The sequence below is a fragment of the Nonomuraea sp. NPDC004354 genome, from assembly GCF_053602555.1.
This window is the reverse complement of record NZ_JBSGDV010000005.1, coordinates 57,085-73,282: the sequence shown is the minus strand read 5'-3', so window position 1 is coordinate 73,282 and position 16,198 is coordinate 57,085. Positions and strand designations below refer to the sequence as shown.

Genomic DNA, 16,198 nt, shown 5'->3' with positions numbered 1-16,198 from the left:
TGATCACGAAAGGTAAGAGCCGACCATACCTGCCCACAATCCGTCAAGTCCGGATTTACTGACGGATCGGGTCAAGTCCGCGCCTGTCCACCGTGGCGCTCAGGGACCTTCGCACGCCGGGCGCAGAAGGTTCACCGCGCAGGGGTGTGCCGGGTGACGAGCCGTACCGCTCGCGTCACGGGGCGCCGGCGATGGCGCAGGCCCGGCACGGGGGACGGGCGCAGATGCACTGCATGATGGCGTCCAGCACGTCGTGATCGTGGTAGAGGCACCGATCGTTGCAGGTATGGCGGGGCACGAAGCCCGCCTGGATCTCGTCGGGCCAGGGCTCCTCGCCCTCGCGGCAGCGGACGAACTGCTGGGGGTCGGCGGAGTGCAGCGCCTGCATGCGCTCCCTGGCCTGGCCCTCCAGCGTGCGCGCCTCGGCCACCATGACCTTGAGCTGGTCGGCGAGGTCGAAGTACCGGCCGTCGCCCGTTCGTACGTGCGCGGCTCGCAGCGCCATCACCGCGTTGCCCAGGAATCGGCTGGCGTCCTGGAGGTCCGTGGTGTGGTGCAACTGGATGCCCGTCACGCTACGGACCCACACGGCGTCATTGTTCATGAATCAACCCTTCGACGTGGCCGGCGCGTACTCGTGGCCGGGAGTTGGCTGGGGTTGCGGACTACACGCGAGAATAACCGGATTTTTGCGCATTCTTCGTACTTGGTCGGCCGGTTTGACTGTCGACAGAATGATCGCGACACACCGCGAAAGCGCCTCCGACCTGGCACGGAAGGCGCTTGACCCCGAATCACCCAGGAAACCCAAGATACCGATAAACAGACCAAAACTTTAATAAACCGGCAGGCCGGTCAATAGCCGGAAATGGCGCGATCACGGCCGCCGCGCGCTCCGTGTTGCTCCTCCTCACCGATCAAGGATCGCGCGGCGGCCGTTCCTGTCCGCGAGGGCCGTCCGGCCCTCGGTGGCGGTCAGCTCGTCACCGCGCACTGCCCGCGTTCCTTCCTGACGGGCCCCTCCGGGTTCGGACGGACGTCGAAGTCGAAGATCGCCGTGGGCAGGTAGAGCGAGCAGCAAGCGTTGGGAATGTCGACGATGCCGCTGACACGCCCCTCGATCGGCGCCGAGCCGAGGAGCAGGTAGGCCTGCTCTCCGGAGTAGCCCCACCTCTTGAGGTACTCGACGGCGTTGAGGCATGCTCTGCGGTAGGCCACCGTCGCGTCGAGGTAGTAGTTGGTGTCGGTGTCGTGGTCGACGGAGATCCCGATGAACGACAGGAACTCCGAGTAGCGAGGCTCGACGTTGCCGGGCATGAAGAGCGGGTTGGTGGTGACACCGTACTTCTCCATGCCGCCCTTGATGAGGTCGACGTGGAAGTCGATGTAACCGCCCATCTCGATCGCCCCGCAGAAGGTGATCTCGCCGTCGCCCTGACTGAAGTGCAGGTCACCTCCGGAGAGCTTCGCGTCCTTCACGTGCACGGGGTAGAAGACCCTGGCCCCGCGGGTGAAGTTCTTGATGTCGTGGTTTCCGCCGTTCTCCCGTGCCGGAACGGTGCGGGCGCCCTCGCTGGCGACCCGCTGGGCCACGTCGCCGCCCGCCGTACCGGCGATGACGTTCTCGGCCAGCGGTGGCAGGCCGAGCGGCGGGACCCGATCCGGATCGGTGTCGATGAGTGCCTGCTCCCGGCGGTTCCAGGCGGCGAGCAGCTCGGCCGATGGCGCGGTGCCGAAGAGCCCGGGGTGGGTGATGCCGGTGTAGCGGACACCTGGCAGGTGACGGGATGTGGCGACCTGTCCGTGGAAATCCCAGATCGCCTTGTAGGCGTCAGGGAAGTAGTCGGTCAGGAATCCACCGCCGTTCGCCTTGGCGAAGATGCCGGTGTACCCCCATCCCTGTCCTGGCGCGTCCCCGACCTGCTGTGGCACGGCGCCGAGGTCGAGGATGTCGACGACCAGCAGGTCGCCCGGCTCGGCGCCGTCCACCCCGATGGGTCCGCTCAGCACGTGCGCGACGGTCAGGTCGACGTCGCGTACGTCGTTGGCGGAGTCGTTGTTGCCTATCTGGGCGTCGGTCCATTCCCTGCACTCGACTCGGAACTCGTCCCCTGGACGTACCATGTCGGCCACCGGGATGTCCGGGTGCCAGCGGTTGTGCCCGGGGATCTTCTGGTCGCGCATGGACATCGATTGGTCGACGCCGAAGACGACATTGGGCATGGTGCATGCCTTCCTTGCTGATGGTGTCGGTGGAGACTCGATGGCGGCGCGGGCATCACCTCCTTCCCGGTTGCGGATCTCCTCGTCTCACGTCCAACGGGGCCGGCGCCTGCCTTCCGCGCCCAGCTGGTCGCTCGGCGTCGGCTCGGCGGGGGCGGGCTCCCGCTTGCGGGTCAGCGGCCACAGCGCGATGAAGACCACCAGGCCGAACACGGCGAGGACGATCGCGATGACGTTGGTGTTCCGCCAGTAGCCGGTGAGGACCATGAACGCGGGGATCGCCGCCGTGACCCATCCCTCGATCGCCGTGACCCAGCCCGTGTACGTGGTGATCTGCTCGTTCTTCAGGCCCAGCAGCACGAAGAAGAGGAACCACAGGTACGACCAGTAGAGCCAGATGACGCCGAACGCCGGATCACCGAGGAGCTGGAAGTTCGCCCACGAGTACCCGAGCGCCATGATGGCCACGAACAGCGAGAAGTAGCCGACTCCAGTCGAGTCGAACCCGCCGAGCAGGTTGATCCCGACGTAGAGGTAGGTGAAACCGAAGAGATAGATCCCCGACGCGCCGAGGATCGTCAACGCGTCCCCACCGCTGGTGATGATCAGCACCGTGGGCGTTATCACCTGCAGCGTCCCGACGAAGAGGTTGAAGACGCCTGCCGCGCGCGGTTCCACCTTCTTCAGGAGCATCAGTCCGTTGATGAAGAGCACCGCGCCGACGTAGAGCAGTCCGACGGCTCCCATGAGCGACGCACCTCCTGGTGTTGTGGTGTGGCGGCATCACCCACGCCGGACGGCCCGGTGGGTGCCGCCGTGTTCGTACGCGCGCGTGAGCGGTTCACGCACGCGTGTCCGCGTTGATTCCGTTGTCAGGGCCGGGGCAGGCGCGACAGCGCGGGGTGCGGCGGCGACCTGCGCCGCCGCGCCGGTGGCACGCTCGTGACGACCTCGGGCGCCTCCTGGCTGCGTTCCTCGCTGGCGCGCGCGGCGGCCACGGCCGGGGCGACCCGGCTGAGGTACGGCGAGGAGAAGACCCGTTGGGCAGGGCGTTGACAGGTGGGGCAGTCGCACGTCGTCGTGGCGGTGCCTATCGGCAGCCGCACCTCGAATCGCCCGCAATCGGCGCAGCGGTACTCGTAGATTGCCATAGGCATCCTCCGCCAGAGATCAAGCTCGCACTTCTCCGGCCTTCGGCACCGCAGACCCGTCGCCGGTCCACGGCGATCTAGGCATACTTCAGGCAACCTCTTCCTCAACGCCATGTCAATCCGGCGGTAAGGGCGGCTCGGCGCGCTGTTTTGAGGGGGAAAGCGGAGAACTGTAACTCAACCGCCGCGCATGCCGGTGGGATGTAGCCAGGTTTTTAACGCGACGCCGACTGCTCTTCCGATGACGCGTGAGGATTTGCCGGACGTTTGACGGATCCGGCCCGGTCGTCGCGGCAGTCCGGCGCCCCGGAGACCGCGCGGTCGCCGGGCCCGGCCAACGAGAGGCCCTTGACAAAAAAATTTGTCGGTGAGAGGCTCCTCGCATGACGAAGACAGAGACCTTGCAGGTGCCCGGCGCGCAGCTCTACTACGAGGTGCAGGGCTCGGGCCCGATCCTGCTGATGATCCCCGGCGGCCCCACGGACGCGGGCATCTTCTCGGCCATCGCCGCCCCGCTCGCCGACCGCTACACGGTCGTCTCCTACGACCCGCGCGGCAACTCGCGCAGCGTTCCCGACGACCCCACCCTCGACCAGGACGTCGACGTCCACGGCGACGACGCGGCGGCGCTGCTCACCGCGCTCGGCGGCGCGCCCGCGTACGTGCTCGGCAGCAGCGGCGGCGCCCAGATCGCCCTCAATCTGGCCGCCAGGCACCCCTCGCTGGTCCACACGCTGGTCGCGCACGAGCCGCCGTGCGTCGCGCTGCTGCCCGACGCCGACACGGTCACCGCGGGAATGCTCGAGGTCGAGGCGGCCTACCACCGCGAGGGGGTGCCGGCGGGCATGAAGCGGTTCGAGGAGCTCATCGGCATGGGCGAGAACGCCCCCACCCCGCCGCAGGAGCCGCCGACACCCGAGCAGATGGAGATGTTCGGCAGGATGGGCGGCAACCTCGCCTTCTTCCTGGCGCACGGGGTCAGGCCGCTGAGCCGCTTCCGGCCCGACGTGGAGACGCTGCGGGCCGGCCGGCCCAGGATCGTGGTCGGCATCGGCGAGACCACCGACGGGCAGCTGGCCCGCCGTACGGCGATCGCGCTGGCCGAGGCCCTGGGCGTCGAGCCGGTGGTCTTCCCCGGCGACCACGCCGGGTTCACCACGGCGGCCGGGCCGTTCGCCGCCAGGCTGGACGAGGTGCTGCGCGGCTGAGATGGACCGAACGCACGATCGGAGGAGGCCAGGCCGGCGCCGTTCCCCGTGCCGCCTGGCCCCGCCGCTCGCAGCCCCTCGTCCCCCGCGGGGGCGTCACAGCGGGAGCGAACCGCCCGGTTTGAGCGCCTTCATCGCGATCTGCGAGGTGAGCTTGTCGAGCCCGGGCAGCCGACCGAGTTTCTCCAGGCACAGGCGGCTGTAGGCGTCCATGTCGGCCACCGCGACCCGTAGCACGTAGTCGGGCCGCCCGAACATGCGCAGGCACTCGATGACGTCCTCCACCTCCATCACCGCGGACTCGAAGGCCGTGACGGTCTCGGCGTCCTGGCCCTCCAGCTCGACGTAGGCCAGGACCTGGAAGCCGCGCCCGACCGACGGCGGGTCCACCACCGCGCGGTAGCCGGAGATCACCCCGCTGTCCTCCAGGTTGCGCACCCGGCGCAGGCAGGGCGACGGCGTCAGCCGTACCCGGTCGGCCAACTCGATGTTGCTGAGCCGACCGTCCTCCTGCAGGAGGCGAAGAATTGCGCGATCCGTAGCATCCATGACCACAGATGCTAACCGGGGCGTAAACCACCGCAAGTATTGACATCACCTGCCGCGATCCTTGAAATAATCTCACGGCATGACGAGCGACGCCTTCATGAGTGGGACGCAGGCGCTGGTGCGGCTGATCGAGGACCAGCTGGCCGCGGACCGCAGGGCGGGCCTGGACACCGGCGCCATGGTCTCCGGCTACCCGGGATCGCCCCTGGGCGGCTTCGACCAGGAGCTGGCCAGGACCAAGCCGGAGGGCGTGGTCCACCGTCCCGGCCAGAACGAGGAGCTGGGCGCCACCGCGGTGTGGGGCAGCCAGCTGGTCCCCTCCCTGCCCGACCCGCGCAAGACGGGCGTCCTGGGCGTCTGGTACGGCAAGGCCCCCGGCGTCGACCGGGCGGCCGACGCCCTCCGGCACGGCAACTTCGTCGGCGCGCACCCCGAGGGCGGGCTGATCGCGCTCTGCGGCGACGACCCGACCTGCAAGTCCTCCACCCTGCCCAGCGCCACCGAGAGCACGCTGGCCGCCCTCGGCATGCCGGTGATCTTCCCCGGCACCGTCCAGGAGCTGCTCGACCTCGGCAGGCACGCGATCGCCGCGTCCCGGGCGAGCGGCCTGTGGGTGGCGATCAAGGCGGTGGCCAACGTGGTGGACGCCACCGCGACCGTCGACCTCGATCCCGACCGGGTCAAGCCCGTCATGCCGGAGGTGATGTGGCAGGGCAGGCCGTACCGGCACACGCCCGACGCCACGCTGCTCACGCCGTACTCGCTGGACATGGAGCGCACCCTGGTCGGGCCGCGCCTGGAGCTGGCTCGCGCCTACGCCCGCGCCAACGGCCTCAACCAGATCACCTGCGCCGCGCCGGGCGCCACGATCGGCGTCGTCGCCGCCGGCACCGCCTACTACGACGTGCGCGAGGCGTGCAGGAAGCTCGGCCTCACCGACGAGATCCGGCTGCTGAAGATCGGCATGCTGTGGCCGCTGGAACCGGAGATCGTGCGGGAGTTCGCCGAGGGCCTGTCGGAGATCATCGTCGTCGAGGAGAAGGCGCCGCTGCTGGAGGGCCTGGTCAAGGACGTGCTGTACGGCACGCCCGACGCGCCCGCCGTCACCGGCAAGGCGGTCGTCCCGCACCACGGCGGCGTCGACGCCGACCTGGTCGCCCGCGTGCTGGCCGACCGGCTGTCCATCGACCTGCCGCGCCCGCGCGAGCCGCTCAAGCTGCTCGGCCCCACCCGCACGCCGTTCTTCTGCTCCGGGTGCCCGCACAACCGCTCCACCGCCGTTCCCGAGGGCTCGGTCGTGGCGGCGGGCATCGGCTGCCACACCATGGTCGTGCTCAACCCCGAGGGCAAGGGCCGGCTCGCCGGGCTCACCCAGATGGGCGGCGAGGGCGCGCAGTGGATCGGGCAGGCCCCGTTCACCGGCACCCGGCACATCTTCCAGAACCTCGGCGACGGCACCTTCCACCACTCCGGCTCGCTGGCCGTCAGGGCGGCGGTCGGCGCCGGCGTCAACATCACCTACAAGATCCTCTACAACAGCGCGGTCGCCATGACCGGCGGACAGACGATCACACCGGCGCTGTCGGTGGCGTCGCTGACCCACTGGCTGGAGCTGGAGGGTGTGCGCAAGGTGATCGTCACGAGCGACGATCCGTCCCGCTACCAGGGCGTACGGCTGTCGCCGATCGCCTCGCTGCGCGACCGTGCCGAGCTCGAACAGGCGCAGCGTGAGCTGGCCGCCGTCGAGGGCGTCACCGTGCTGGTCCACGACCAGCAGTGCGCGGCGGAGAAGCGCCGGCTGCGCAAGAAGGGCGAGCTGCCCGACCCGGTGAAGCGGGTGGCGATCAACCAGCGGGTGTGCGAAGGGTGCGGCGACTGCGGGCAGAAGTCGGAGTGCCTGTCGGTGCTGCCGGTCGAGACGGAGTACGGCCGCAAGACCGAGATCCACCAGTCCTCCTGCAACAAGGACTACTCGTGCGTCGAGGGTGACTGCCCCTCGTTCCTGACGATCATTCCGGGCGCCAAGAAGCGCACGACCGTCCCCACTCCCCCCGACCTGCCCCTGCCGGACATCCACCCCAAGGACACCACGATCCGGCTGGTCGGCATCGGCGGCACCGGCGTGGTGTCGGTCGCCCGGCTGCTCGGCAAGGCCGCCCTGATGGACGGACGCCAGTCGCGCGGCCTCGACCAGACCGGACTGGCGCAGAAGGGCGGCACCGTCGTCTCCGACCTCCGCCTGTTCGACGGCGAGGAGGACAGGTCGGGCCAGGCCACCGCCGCCTCCGTCGACGCCTACCTGGCGCTCGACGTGATCGGCGCGACCGACCCCAGGCACCTTCGCACCGCCTCCCCCACGCGCACGGTCGCGGTGGTCTCCACGCACCTGTCGCCCACCGGCGGCATGGTCGTCGACCCGTCCACGCACGTCACCGACCTCGGGCCGCAGCTGACCGCGCTGGAGGCGCGCACCCGCTCGGTCGTGGCGCTCAACGCCGAACGCCTCGCGCAGACGCTGTTCGGCGACCACATGCAGGCCAACACGATCGTGCTGGGCGCGGCCTGGCAGCTCGGCCTCATCCCGCTGTCGCTGGCGTCGATGGAGAAGGCCCTCGGCAGGTCCGCGACGGCCTTCCACTGGGGCCGCGCGGTCATCGCCGCGCCGTCGGCGGTGGACGCGCTCTTCCCCGCCCCGGTCCCGGCCGCGCCGTCGGCGGAGGTGCTGCGGCGCATCGCCTTCGCCGGCGAGGGCAGCGAGCTGCACCGGCTGCTGGCCGTACGAGTGCCCGACCTGGTCGCCTACCAGAACCCCCGCTACGCGCAGCGCTACCTGGCGGCCGTGCGCCAGGTGCACGGCATGGCGCCCGCCGCGGTCACCGAGGCCTACGCCACGCACCTGTACAAGCTGATGGCCTACAAGGACGAGTACGAGGTCGCCCGCCTCCACCTCGACCCGGCCGAGCGGGCCAGGATCGCCGCAGAGTTCGGCCCCGGCACCCGCGTGGCCTACAACCTGCACCCGCCGGTGCTGCGCGCGCTCGGGCTCAAGCGCAAGCTCACCCTCGGCCCGTGGTTCGACCCCGCCTTCAAGGCCCTGTACGGCATGCGGAAGCTGCGCGGCACCAAGCTCGACCCGTTCGGCCTGGGCGAGGTGCGCAGCACCGAGCGGAGCCTCGCCGAGGAGTACACCGGCGACCTGCTGCGCGCCCTGTCGTCGGGCCTGCCGGAGGAGAAGGTGCTCCAGCTGGCCGAACTGCCCGACGTGATCCGCGGCTACGAGCACGTCAAGCTGCGCGGGGTGGCCGACTACCGCGCCCGGGCGGCCGCATTGCTGGAATCCGCGAGCTGATCCGGTAGCCGCCCGGCTACTCTGTGTGGCCATGGTGGGCTTTCAGCATGCCGTACGGCACGCCGCCGAGGTCGCCGGGATCCTCGACGAGCCCGCACGGGCCCTGGCGGCCCAGGCCTGGGTCGGCGGCGGCGCGCCCGCGTTCGCCGCCGACCTCGCCAGGCAGCGCGCCGCCCTCGTGGCGGCGCTGGAGTCGGCCCTGCGCAGGATCGCGGCAGAAGGCGACGCCGTCCCCTCCCTCGGCCGGCCCGCCACCGCGGTGAGCGCCGTCCACGGCTCGTTCGCCGGAGTCGAGCGCGCCCAGCTCCGCCGCCTGATCACCGGCCTGACCATCGCGGCCGACGAGCTGCCGCGCGCCGCGGCCGGCCTCGGCGCCCCCGAGGTCGCCGCCATCGGCGCGTGGGCGGCCGCCCAGGCCGGCGACCTGCGCCGCCGCCTCGCCCTCATCCTGCGCGACGGCGGCGAGCTCGCGCCCGCGCCCCTGGTCGCCTTCGGCCTGTACGGCGGGCACGCCCCCTCCACCGCCACCGGCCTGCTGAACGGTGCCGCCGCGGGCGACACCGCCGCCCTCGCCCGGCTGCTCGACCTGCAGCGGCAGGCGGCCGAGCCGACGCTCGCGGCCCGGGTGAGCGCGTGGTGGCGCATGCTCGACAGCACGGCCCGCGACCAGGTGCTCAAGGCGCTGCCCGCCGCCGGGTTCCTCGACGGGCTGCCCGTGACCGTCCGCGACCGGGCCAACAGGGCGCTGCTGGCCACCGAGAAGGCCAGGCTCGCCGCGCTGCTCACCACCGTCCCGCCCGACCCGCACCTCGCGCTCACGTGGCCGGCCGTCCTCGACCGGGTGATGCGCGAACTCGACCACGTGAAGGTCATCGAGCAGGGCCTGGCCCAGGGCGGCAGGAACGGCCGGCCGCCGGCCTACCTGCTGTCCTTCGACGTCCGCTCCCTCGGGGAGGCCGCGATCTCCTTCGGCGACCCCGACACGGCGGACCGCGTGGTGACGTACGTGCCCGGCATGAACACCAGGCTCGCCTCCTTCCACGAGGACCTGAACCGGGCCGCGGTGCTGTGGGACCAGGCGCACTACTTCGCGCCCGGCCGGAAGATCGCCTCCATCGCCTGGCTGGGCTACCGGGCACCACAGATCGACTGGCAGCTGACCGTCCCCGGCCGGAGCGTGGCGACGGACGGCGCCGCCGACACGGGCGCTCGCGCGCTGGCGTCACTCGTGGACGGGCTGCGAGCCAGCCACGACCCTTCGGGAAAGGCGAAACTCACGATGCTGGGGCACAGCTACGGGTCACTGGTGACCGGCAAGGCGGCCCTCCTACGGCACGGGCGGTTCGCCGACGAACTGGTCTTCGTCGGCAGCCCCGGGGTGGGGGTACGGCGAGCGGAGGAACTGGGGGTCGGTCCTGGGAGGGTGTGGGCGGGAGAGGCTGCGGGAGACCCGGTGGGGGACCTGGCGCGCTTCGGAAACGACCCAGGAGACGACAGCTTCGGCGCCCGCCGGTTCTACGTCGAAGACGGCCCCTTCTACCTGACCTTCAAAGCCCACTCCGACTACTGGAATGACCATTCACAGTCGTTGAGAAATCTGGCCCACATCGTCAACGGCGAATACCACAGAGTCACCCAGAACGCCGGAGAGCAGCCTTGACTCGCATGATCCTGCTTCTCTTCCTGATCCTCACCGCGTGCGCGAAGGCAACGACGATGAACGAACAGCAGGCAGTGGACCGCGTCGAACAACTCATCCAAGACACCGTTTCGGTCATGCACCCGAAGCCCGATCTCGATCTCTATCGGCCCAGTCTCAACCGCCGTTACTGCGTGGGGGCCACAGACGGCGGATCCGAGGATCGCATCATCGTTACCCGCACGTATTACCTGAGGGGCATCCCGAAAGACCGCCTTGTGGCTGTCGCGGAGCGCGTCAGAGGCCACTGGCGCGATCAAGGGCATACCATCACCCAAGCGACCGGTCTGGATATCGGACAGCCTGACATTGCGGCCCAGAGCCGTCCCGACGACTTCATCCTTTCCCTGTCGTGGACCCAGGGCGACGTCCTCGGTATCGGCGTCACCTCGACGTGCATCTGGCCCGACGTGGAATGATCTCTGCATGACCCGAGGCACCGTCAAGTTCTGGAAGCCGGAGAAAGGCTGGGGCGCGATCTCCTCGCCCGACCTCCCGCCGGGCAAGGACGCCTTCGCCCACTTCAGCGACATCGTCGGCGCGGGCTACCGCGTGCTCCACGCCGGTGACCCCGTCGAGTTCGACCTGGTCGAACGCAGCCAGGACAGCTTCGACTTCTGCGCCACCAACGTCCGCAAGCTCTGAGCCACCGCCTCACGTCCTTCCCGTAGCTCCTGCTGGCCGGCTCGTCGGCTACTTCCCGTATGCCGGGATCCGCGTGTACCCGGAGCTCTCGTACAGCGCGATCGCCTCCGGCTGCCTGATGCCGGTGGTCAGGCGGATGCGCGCGTACCCGGCGTCCGCGGCCATGGACTCCAGCGCCTTGAGCAGGGCCCTGGCCGCTCCGAGCCCTCGGTGGGAGGGCCGCACGTACATGCGCTTCACCTCGGCCGTCACCGCGTCGACCGGCTGGAGGGCTCCGCACGCCACCGCCGTGCCGTCGGCGACCGCGATCAGGAAGCGGGCCGCCGGGTCCACGCCTGACCGTCCTTCGGGTCCGTAGCGGGCGACGAGTTCGGCGAAGGCGGCTTCCAGGAGGGACCGGAGTTCACCGTCGCCGGGTGCGCGTTCCTCGATCAGCACCCACGCAGCCTATGACGGTCCGCGAAGGAGAGGTCATCGCGGAAGCCAAGGCGTACCTAGTGCACTGGTCGGACCAGTGGGTAGGGTGACGGTCATGGACTACGAGCGGTTGTTCCGGCTGGACGGGCGGCGGGCGGTTGTCATCGGCGCGGGGAGCGGCATCGGCAGGGAGTCCGCCCTGGCCCTGGCCGCGCACGGGGCCGAGGTGGTGTGCGCCGACCGCGACCTGCCCTCCGCCGAGGAGACCGCGGGCCTGTGCGGCGGCACGGCCGTCCCGCTCGACGTCCTGGACGGCCCGGCGGTGCGCGCCGCCGCCGCGCAGCTCGGCGCGGTGGACGTGCTGGTCTTCACCGCCGCCACGAACGTCCGCAAGCGGTTGCTCGACTACTCCGCCGAGGAGTTCGAGCGGGTGGTCGATCTCAACCTGCGGGCCTCGTTCGAGGTGGTCCGCGCGTTCGGCGCCGGCATGGTGGAGCGCCGCGGGGGCTCGATCGTCGGCTTCGCCTCCATCAGGGCGTCGGTGACCGAGCCGGGCCAGGGCGTCTACTCGGCGACGAAGGCGGGCCTGGTGCAGCTGCTGAGGACGGCCGCCGCCGAGTTCGGCCCGTACGGCGTGCGCGTCAACGCGGTGGCCCCCGGCGTGGTGGAGACGCCGCTCACCCGTCAGATCAAGGACAACCCGTCCTGGTACGACGCCTATGCCGCCAAGTCCGCGCTGGGCCGGTGGGCGCAGGCTCCCGAGATGGCGGGGGCGGTCGTCTACCTGGCCTCCGACGCGGCGAGCTTCGTCACGGGCTCGGTGCTCTACGTCGACGGCGGCTGGACCGCGGTCGACGGCCGGTTCGACCCGCCGAACTGACCCGCCCGAGGCCGCGGCCCCGTGCCCACCGGCCCCCACCTCCGCGAAACGCGCCAAACCCGGTGGAGCGGGCGTGGGCCGCGCCTGGCGGCCCACGCCTGCCCGGTTACCGGGTGGACCAGAGCGGCTTGTTGTCCTTGGTGTAGATCACGACGTTGCCCTCGTTCTGGACCGCGAGGTAGGCGCCGGGGTTGCCCGCGGTCTTGGTGGTCCACACCGCCTGGTTGGCGGCGTTGTAGATCACCAGGTTCCCTTCCTTCTGCATGACGGCGCGAGAGCCCGCCTGGTCCGCCGTCGGCGTGGTCCAGAGCGGCTTGTTCGCCCGGTTGTAGAGGACGAGGTTGCCCTCCTTCTGCATGATCAGCCGGTACTCGCCGTTGCGCGACTGGACACCCTGCCCGGCCTTGAGCGTGTGGCCGGAGGGCAGCGAGCCGAGGTAGCCCTGCCTCGACCACAGAGCCTGGTTGGCGGCGGAGTAGATGACGAGGTTGCCGTCATTCTGCACCGCGAGGTACGCGCCGGGATTGCCGGCCGTGTTGGTGCTCCACAGCGGCTTGTTCGTGTCGCTGTAGATCACCAGGTTGCCCTCGCGCTGCATCGTCGCGTACGCCGGGGCGCCCGCGGTGGGGCTCGACCACAGGGCCTCGTTGCCCGGGCCGTACAGGACGAGGTTGCCCTGGGTCTGCTGGATCAGCTTGTACTCGCCGTTGGCCGACTTCACGGTCTGGTTCGGCTTGAGCGTCTCCCCCGCGGTCAGCTTGTTGTCGGCCGGGTCGGCCCAGGCGGCAGGCGACAGCGAGACCCCCATGACCGCCGTCAGCAGGGCGCCCGCCCCCAGACCACCCAGTACCGCTCGCTTGAGTGAAGCCATCGACAACACCGTCTCCGTATCTTCTCGTTATGGCGTGGCCCCACACCCTAGGAAAAGGTGATCTTCGCGGGTGACGGTCGTTCGACCCGCAATGCGTTACGCGCCCGTCCGATCACAGATCGTCGATGCCGATGAGGCCGTCCTGCAGGGCGCGCGCGACGAGGGTCGCCTTGGTCCTGGCCTCCCTGCCCACGCTCGCGTACTTGATCCGCACGCGGTCCAGGTAGGAGCTGACCGTGCGCGGCGTGATGCCCAGCCGTTCGGCGACGAGTTCTTTCGACTCGCACTGGAACCACTCGATCAGCACCTCCTGCTCGCGCTGGGACAGCTGCGGCCGGTCGGGCCGGGTGTTCACGCCGAACGCCCCGGCCAGCGCCGGCGGCGTGTACGGCCGGCCGTGGGCGGCCGCGACCGTGGCCGCGACCAGGTGCTCCTTGCCCTCGGCCTTGGTCAGGAACGTGAACGCGCCGATGTCCAGGCAGGTGAGCGCGGTGTTCTCGTCCTCGCGCATGGTGTAGACGATGACCTGCCTGCCGTCGTCGACGAGTCGCCTCAGGTCGGCGTAGGCCGGCTGCGGCCCCGACAGTTGCAGGTCGAGCACGACGACCGCGGCGGAGTCGCCCGGCGGTGTCCAGGCGACCTGCGCGCAGGCCCCGGCCGCGACCACGTCGATGGGCGGGCTCGCCGCGGCGAACCAGGCCTCCGCCCCGGCCAGCGCCACCGGATGGTCGTCGACCAGCGTCACCGTGATTGCCAGACCGTCTCCACCCATGCTCGATCCTCCGTCACCATGTGATGAACCTTCACTCGCCCCGGCCGGCGGGCCAGGTGCGTGTGGTCCTGTGCGTCGCCGACCGCGCTGACCCGGACCTGGTCGGACGCGCGGACCAGGGTGACCCGGGCGTCGGAGGCGACCGCGGCCAGCATGGCCGACACCGGCTCGATCAGTTCGCGCCTGACCTCCTTCGGCGGCGTGCTGGGCACGCCCCGGGCGGCGAACCGCACCGCCACCCCACGACGCTCGGCCACCTCGATCACCGCCTGCAGCTCGTGCATCAGCGGGTCGGGCACGTCGTCGCTCTCGGCGAACATCCGGCGCATCCTGGCCGCCTCGTGCGCGCTGCGGCGCCGGACGTCCGGATGGGCAGGGTCGAGCGAGCCGTACCCGAGCCCGGCCAGCAGCGGGACCAGCGTGGGAAGCAGCGCCGCGTACCGCCGCCGGTGATCGCGGTGCCGGTGCTCCGCCGTCTCCTCCTCCGTCCGGATCCGTTCCTCCTCCGCCGCGGCCTCCCGCGCCCGGACGGAGATCCGCTGGACGCCGTGGGCCAGCAGCCCGAGCGCCAACTGGAAGCCGTAGACCGACACCGCGGCCACGGCCATCGCCGCCCATGCCCTGAGGTCGGGCATCCCGGGTGCCACCATCTTGACCACGGTCATGACGAGGGTCGCGCCGAGGAAGGCGGCCAGCAAGCGCAGGCGCAGGTCGAACAACAGCAGCACGCCGTGCCAGCCGGCCAGCCCGAAGTACCAGTCGGCCGGTTCCAGGTGGCTGCCCGGCGGTGCCGACCCGGCCGCCGCGGCGACGGCCAGCAGCGCCAGGCACAGCCCGGCCACCCGGGCGCGGCGCGGGATGCGCCCGCCGCGGGCGAGGAAAGCCGCGGAGCCGACGGCCACCACAGCGAACAGCGCGAACGCCACGACCTGCGGCCACAGCGGAGCGTAGCGGGAGCTGTTCCGCAGGAGCTCGGGCAGGGAGAGGCTGAACTGCACGGTCACCGCGACCGCCAGCACGGAGATCCGCACGCCGCGCAGCAGCCGATCTCCGATCTGGGCGGCGAGCCGGTCGGCGTTCTCGTCAGTCATCGCCTTCCACCGGCCACATCCAGCGCAGCGTGGTCCCGTACCCGACCCGCGAGGCCACCGTCGCCCGGCCGCCGACGCCGGCCATCCGCCCCGCGATCGAACCGGACAGGCCACGCCGATGCGGTCCCACGTCGTCGGGTACGAAGCCGCGGCCGCGGTCGCGCACCTCGACGACCACCCTGCCCCGCTCGTCGAGCCCGGCTCGCAACGACGCCTCGGCGACGCCCGCGTGCCTGGCCACGTTGGTCAGCGCCTCCCTGACGCCGTGGAAGATCGCGAGGGCGGGCGCCGCGGGCAGCGACGGCATGGCGTCGATCGCCTCGTGGACCCGCACGTCGTCGTGGCGTGCCGCGGTGGCGAGAAGAGCGGCCAGCTCGACGTGGCCGGCGTCCGTGCCGGGGACGCCGGCGATCGCCTCCAGATCGTGGCGTGCCCGCTCGGCCACTCCCGCCCGGCCGTGCCCTTCGGCGACCATCAGCAGGGTCGTGCTCGCCGTGTCGTGCAGTGTCGCCACGTACTCGCGCTCGGCCGCCCGCCTGGCCGCCACGACGGCGGCCTGCCTGCGGCGGGCGGCGATCCGCTCGCCGAGCCGGTCCGCCGCCCGCGCCTGTGACCGGACCAGCAGGTACGACAGCCGGGACAGGGCGATCTCGACCAGCACCCGCAGGCCCGGCAAGGCCGCCGGCGCCCACGCGCCGGACTGCGCGGCATAGCCGGCGACGTTGGCGCCCAGCCCGAGCAGGGCCAGCCCGATGCCGACGAGCGGCCTGTCCGGCCACTCGTACGACGAGGTCACAGCGGTGATGGAGATCAGCGCCAACGCCCACCCGCCCGCGTACCCCGGGCCGGCCACCACCTGACCTGCGCCGATCACGACGAGCGCCACCGCGTCCATCGCGACGAGGCCCCCGATCCTCCCCCTGGTGCGGCGCCCGAGGGTGACCAGGCGCACGGCGGACCAGCCGAGCACGACCGCCATCACCGCGAGCGCGGCCGGCCGGCGTTCGACCGGCACCTCGAGGACCCCGAACACCGCGCAGGCCGCGCTCACCGCCGAGCGCAGCCACACCGCGTACCGGACCGCCGTCCGGTTGAGCTCCCGCTCGGCCGGACCCGCCTTGCCGGTCGGTGACTGATCGACGCGCCCCGGCTTCCCGCCCAGGCGCGGCGCCTGCCGGACCCCGATGCGACGGCACCCCCACTTCTCACGACATGTCCGAACTACCACCCATACCGGGGGCACCCTACCGACACCTCAGCCGCGCCGCGTCCGGAACCAGCAGGCGGCCGGTACCCGCCCACGGCCGGACACGGCGAACGGCGGACGCGCGCCGGCGGGTCCG

16 protein-coding genes are annotated in these 16,198 nt (G+C 71.0%); 6 read left to right on the top strand and 10 right to left on the bottom strand.

From position 1 onward, the window contains the following. Nucleotides 1-175: 175 nt before the first annotated feature. The 4 genes from ACWENQ_RS17620 to ACWENQ_RS17605 all read right to left on the bottom strand — a co-directional run bounded on the left by ACWENQ_RS17620 (nt 176) and on the right by ACWENQ_RS17605 (nt 3,374). Complete coding sequence (locus ACWENQ_RS17620) at nt 176-604, bottom strand: hypothetical protein (protein WP_354913367.1); 429 nt, start codon at nt 602-604, stop codon at nt 176-178. Between the two features lie 371 nt (nt 605-975). Next, nucleotides 976-2,223: a formamidase gene (fmdA, locus tag ACWENQ_RS17615; RefSeq protein WP_354913368.1), complete on the bottom strand. Its 1,248-nt coding sequence runs from the start codon at nt 2,221-2,223 to the stop codon at nt 976-978. Nucleotides 2,224-2,310: 87 nt separating this feature from the next. Then, nucleotides 2,311-2,970: an AmiS/UreI family transporter gene (locus ACWENQ_RS17610; protein WP_449922668.1), complete on the bottom strand. Its 660-nt coding sequence runs from the start codon at nt 2,968-2,970 to the stop codon at nt 2,311-2,313. Nucleotides 2,971-3,095: 125 nt separating this feature from the next. Further along, nucleotides 3,096-3,374: an FmdB family zinc ribbon protein gene (locus tag ACWENQ_RS17605; protein ID WP_354913371.1), complete on the bottom strand. Its 279-nt coding sequence runs from the start codon at nt 3,372-3,374 to the stop codon at nt 3,096-3,098. 383 nt (nt 3,375-3,757) lie between these two features. On the opposite strand from ACWENQ_RS17605, the gene ACWENQ_RS17600 reads away from it, so the two are divergent. Beyond that, on the top strand, nt 3,758-4,582 hold the full coding sequence (locus tag ACWENQ_RS17600; protein WP_452415098.1) for an alpha/beta fold hydrolase: 825 nt from the start codon (nt 3,758-3,760) through the stop codon (nt 4,580-4,582). Between the two features lie 96 nt (nt 4,583-4,678). Here the strand turns inward: ACWENQ_RS17600 and ACWENQ_RS17595 are convergent, their stop codons facing one another. Continuing rightward, on the bottom strand, nt 4,679-5,131 hold the full coding sequence (locus ACWENQ_RS17595; protein WP_354913374.1) for an Lrp/AsnC family transcriptional regulator: 453 nt from the start codon (nt 5,129-5,131) through the stop codon (nt 4,679-4,681). Nucleotides 5,132-5,210: 79 nt separating this feature from the next. Here ACWENQ_RS17595 and ACWENQ_RS17590 point away from each other — a divergent pair, with 79 nt between their 5' ends. The 4 genes from ACWENQ_RS17590 to ACWENQ_RS17575 are packed head-to-tail and all read left to right on the top strand — an operon-like array spanning nt 5,211 to nt 10,824. Then, nucleotides 5,211-8,480 carry an indolepyruvate ferredoxin oxidoreductase family protein gene (locus tag ACWENQ_RS17590; protein ID WP_449922671.1) on the top strand — a complete coding sequence of 1,090 codons (3,270 nt, stop codon included), beginning with the start codon at nt 5,211-5,213 and terminating at the stop codon, nt 8,478-8,480. 31 nt (nt 8,481-8,511) lie between these two features. Further along, complete coding sequence (locus ACWENQ_RS17585; protein ID WP_452415096.1) at nt 8,512-10,140, top strand: alpha/beta hydrolase; 1,629 nt, start codon at nt 8,512-8,514, stop codon at nt 10,138-10,140. Between the two features lie 5 nt (nt 10,141-10,145). Continuing rightward, the gene (locus tag ACWENQ_RS17580; protein WP_449922675.1) at nt 10,146-10,598 is read left to right on the top strand and encodes a hypothetical protein; all 453 of its coding nucleotides are present in this window, start codon (nt 10,146-10,148) and stop codon (nt 10,596-10,598) included. Between the two features lie 7 nt (nt 10,599-10,605). Then, nucleotides 10,606-10,824, top strand: a complete 219-nt coding sequence (locus tag ACWENQ_RS17575) for a cold-shock protein (protein WP_449922677.1) — start codon at nt 10,606-10,608, stop codon at nt 10,822-10,824. 48 nt (nt 10,825-10,872) lie between these two features. On the opposite strand, the gene ACWENQ_RS17570 is transcribed toward ACWENQ_RS17575, so the two are convergent. Next, a complete protein-coding gene (locus ACWENQ_RS17570) occupies nt 10,873-11,262 on the bottom strand; it encodes a GNAT family N-acetyltransferase (protein ID WP_452415094.1) in 390 nt (129 codons plus the stop codon). 94 nt (nt 11,263-11,356) lie between these two features. Here ACWENQ_RS17570 and ACWENQ_RS17565 point away from each other — a divergent pair, with 94 nt between their 5' ends. Next, the gene (locus ACWENQ_RS17565) at nt 11,357-12,121 is read left to right on the top strand and encodes an SDR family NAD(P)-dependent oxidoreductase (protein ID WP_449922681.1); all 765 of its coding nucleotides are present in this window, start codon (nt 11,357-11,359) and stop codon (nt 12,119-12,121) included. Nucleotides 12,122-12,227: 106 nt separating this feature from the next. On the opposite strand, the gene ACWENQ_RS17560 is transcribed toward ACWENQ_RS17565, so the two are convergent. The 4 genes from ACWENQ_RS17560 to ACWENQ_RS17545 all read right to left on the bottom strand — a co-directional run bounded on the left by ACWENQ_RS17560 (nt 12,228) and on the right by ACWENQ_RS17545 (nt 16,083). Further along, nucleotides 12,228-12,992 (bottom strand): hypothetical protein, encoded by a 765-nt coding sequence (locus tag ACWENQ_RS17560; protein WP_449922683.1) that lies wholly within the window; start codon nt 12,990-12,992, stop codon nt 12,228-12,230. A 112-nt stretch (nt 12,993-13,104) separates the two neighbouring features. Then, complete coding sequence (locus ACWENQ_RS17555) at nt 13,105-13,764, bottom strand: response regulator (protein ID WP_449922685.1); 660 nt, start codon at nt 13,762-13,764, stop codon at nt 13,105-13,107. Further along, on the bottom strand, nt 13,734-14,855 hold the full coding sequence (locus tag ACWENQ_RS17550; protein ID WP_449922686.1) for a hypothetical protein: 1,122 nt from the start codon (nt 14,853-14,855) through the stop codon (nt 13,734-13,736). Before ACWENQ_RS17550 ends, ACWENQ_RS17555 begins: the two co-directional genes overlap by 31 nt. Continuing rightward, nucleotides 14,848-16,083, bottom strand: a complete 1,236-nt coding sequence (locus tag ACWENQ_RS17545; protein WP_452415092.1) for a sensor histidine kinase — start codon at nt 16,081-16,083, stop codon at nt 14,848-14,850. The genes ACWENQ_RS17550 and ACWENQ_RS17545 overlap by 8 nt, the downstream gene beginning before the upstream one ends. Nucleotides 16,084-16,198 lie beyond the last annotated feature (115 nt).

Coding starts and splice junctions, on each gene's coding strand:
- ACWENQ_RS17620 (WP_354913367.1), bottom strand. CDS start 604: ATGAACAATGACGCCGTGTGGGTCCGTAGCGTGACGGGCATCCAGTTG.
- ACWENQ_RS17560 (WP_449922683.1), bottom strand. CDS start 12,992: ATGGCTTCACTCAAGCGAGCGGTACTGGGTGGTCTGGGGGCGGGCGCC.
- ACWENQ_RS17605 (WP_354913371.1), bottom strand. CDS start 3,374: ATGGCAATCTACGAGTACCGCTGCGCCGATTGCGGGCGATTCGAGGTG.
- ACWENQ_RS17580 (WP_449922675.1), top strand. CDS start 10,146: ATGATCCTGCTTCTCTTCCTGATCCTCACCGCGTGCGCGAAGGCAACG.
- ACWENQ_RS17555 (WP_449922685.1), bottom strand. CDS start 13,764: ATGGGTGGAGACGGTCTGGCAATCACGGTGACGCTGGTCGACGACCAT.
- ACWENQ_RS17550 (WP_449922686.1), bottom strand. CDS start 14,855: ATGACTGACGAGAACGCCGACCGGCTCGCCGCCCAGATCGGAGATCGG.
- ACWENQ_RS17610 (WP_449922668.1), bottom strand. CDS start 2,970: ATGGGAGCCGTCGGACTGCTCTACGTCGGCGCGGTGCTCTTCATCAAC.
- ACWENQ_RS17585 (WP_452415096.1), top strand. CDS start 8,512: ATGGTGGGCTTTCAGCATGCCGTACGGCACGCCGCCGAGGTCGCCGGG.
- ACWENQ_RS17590 (WP_449922671.1), top strand. CDS start 5,211: ATGACGAGCGACGCCTTCATGAGTGGGACGCAGGCGCTGGTGCGGCTG.
- ACWENQ_RS17600 (WP_452415098.1), top strand. CDS start 3,758: ATGACGAAGACAGAGACCTTGCAGGTGCCCGGCGCGCAGCTCTACTAC.
- ACWENQ_RS17575 (WP_449922677.1), top strand. CDS start 10,606: ATGACCCGAGGCACCGTCAAGTTCTGGAAGCCGGAGAAAGGCTGGGGC.
- ACWENQ_RS17595 (WP_354913374.1), bottom strand. CDS start 5,131: ATGGATGCTACGGATCGCGCAATTCTTCGCCTCCTGCAGGAGGACGGT.
- ACWENQ_RS17565 (WP_449922681.1), top strand. CDS start 11,357: ATGGACTACGAGCGGTTGTTCCGGCTGGACGGGCGGCGGGCGGTTGTC.
- fmdA (WP_354913368.1), bottom strand. CDS start 2,223: ATGCCCAATGTCGTCTTCGGCGTCGACCAATCGATGTCCATGCGCGAC.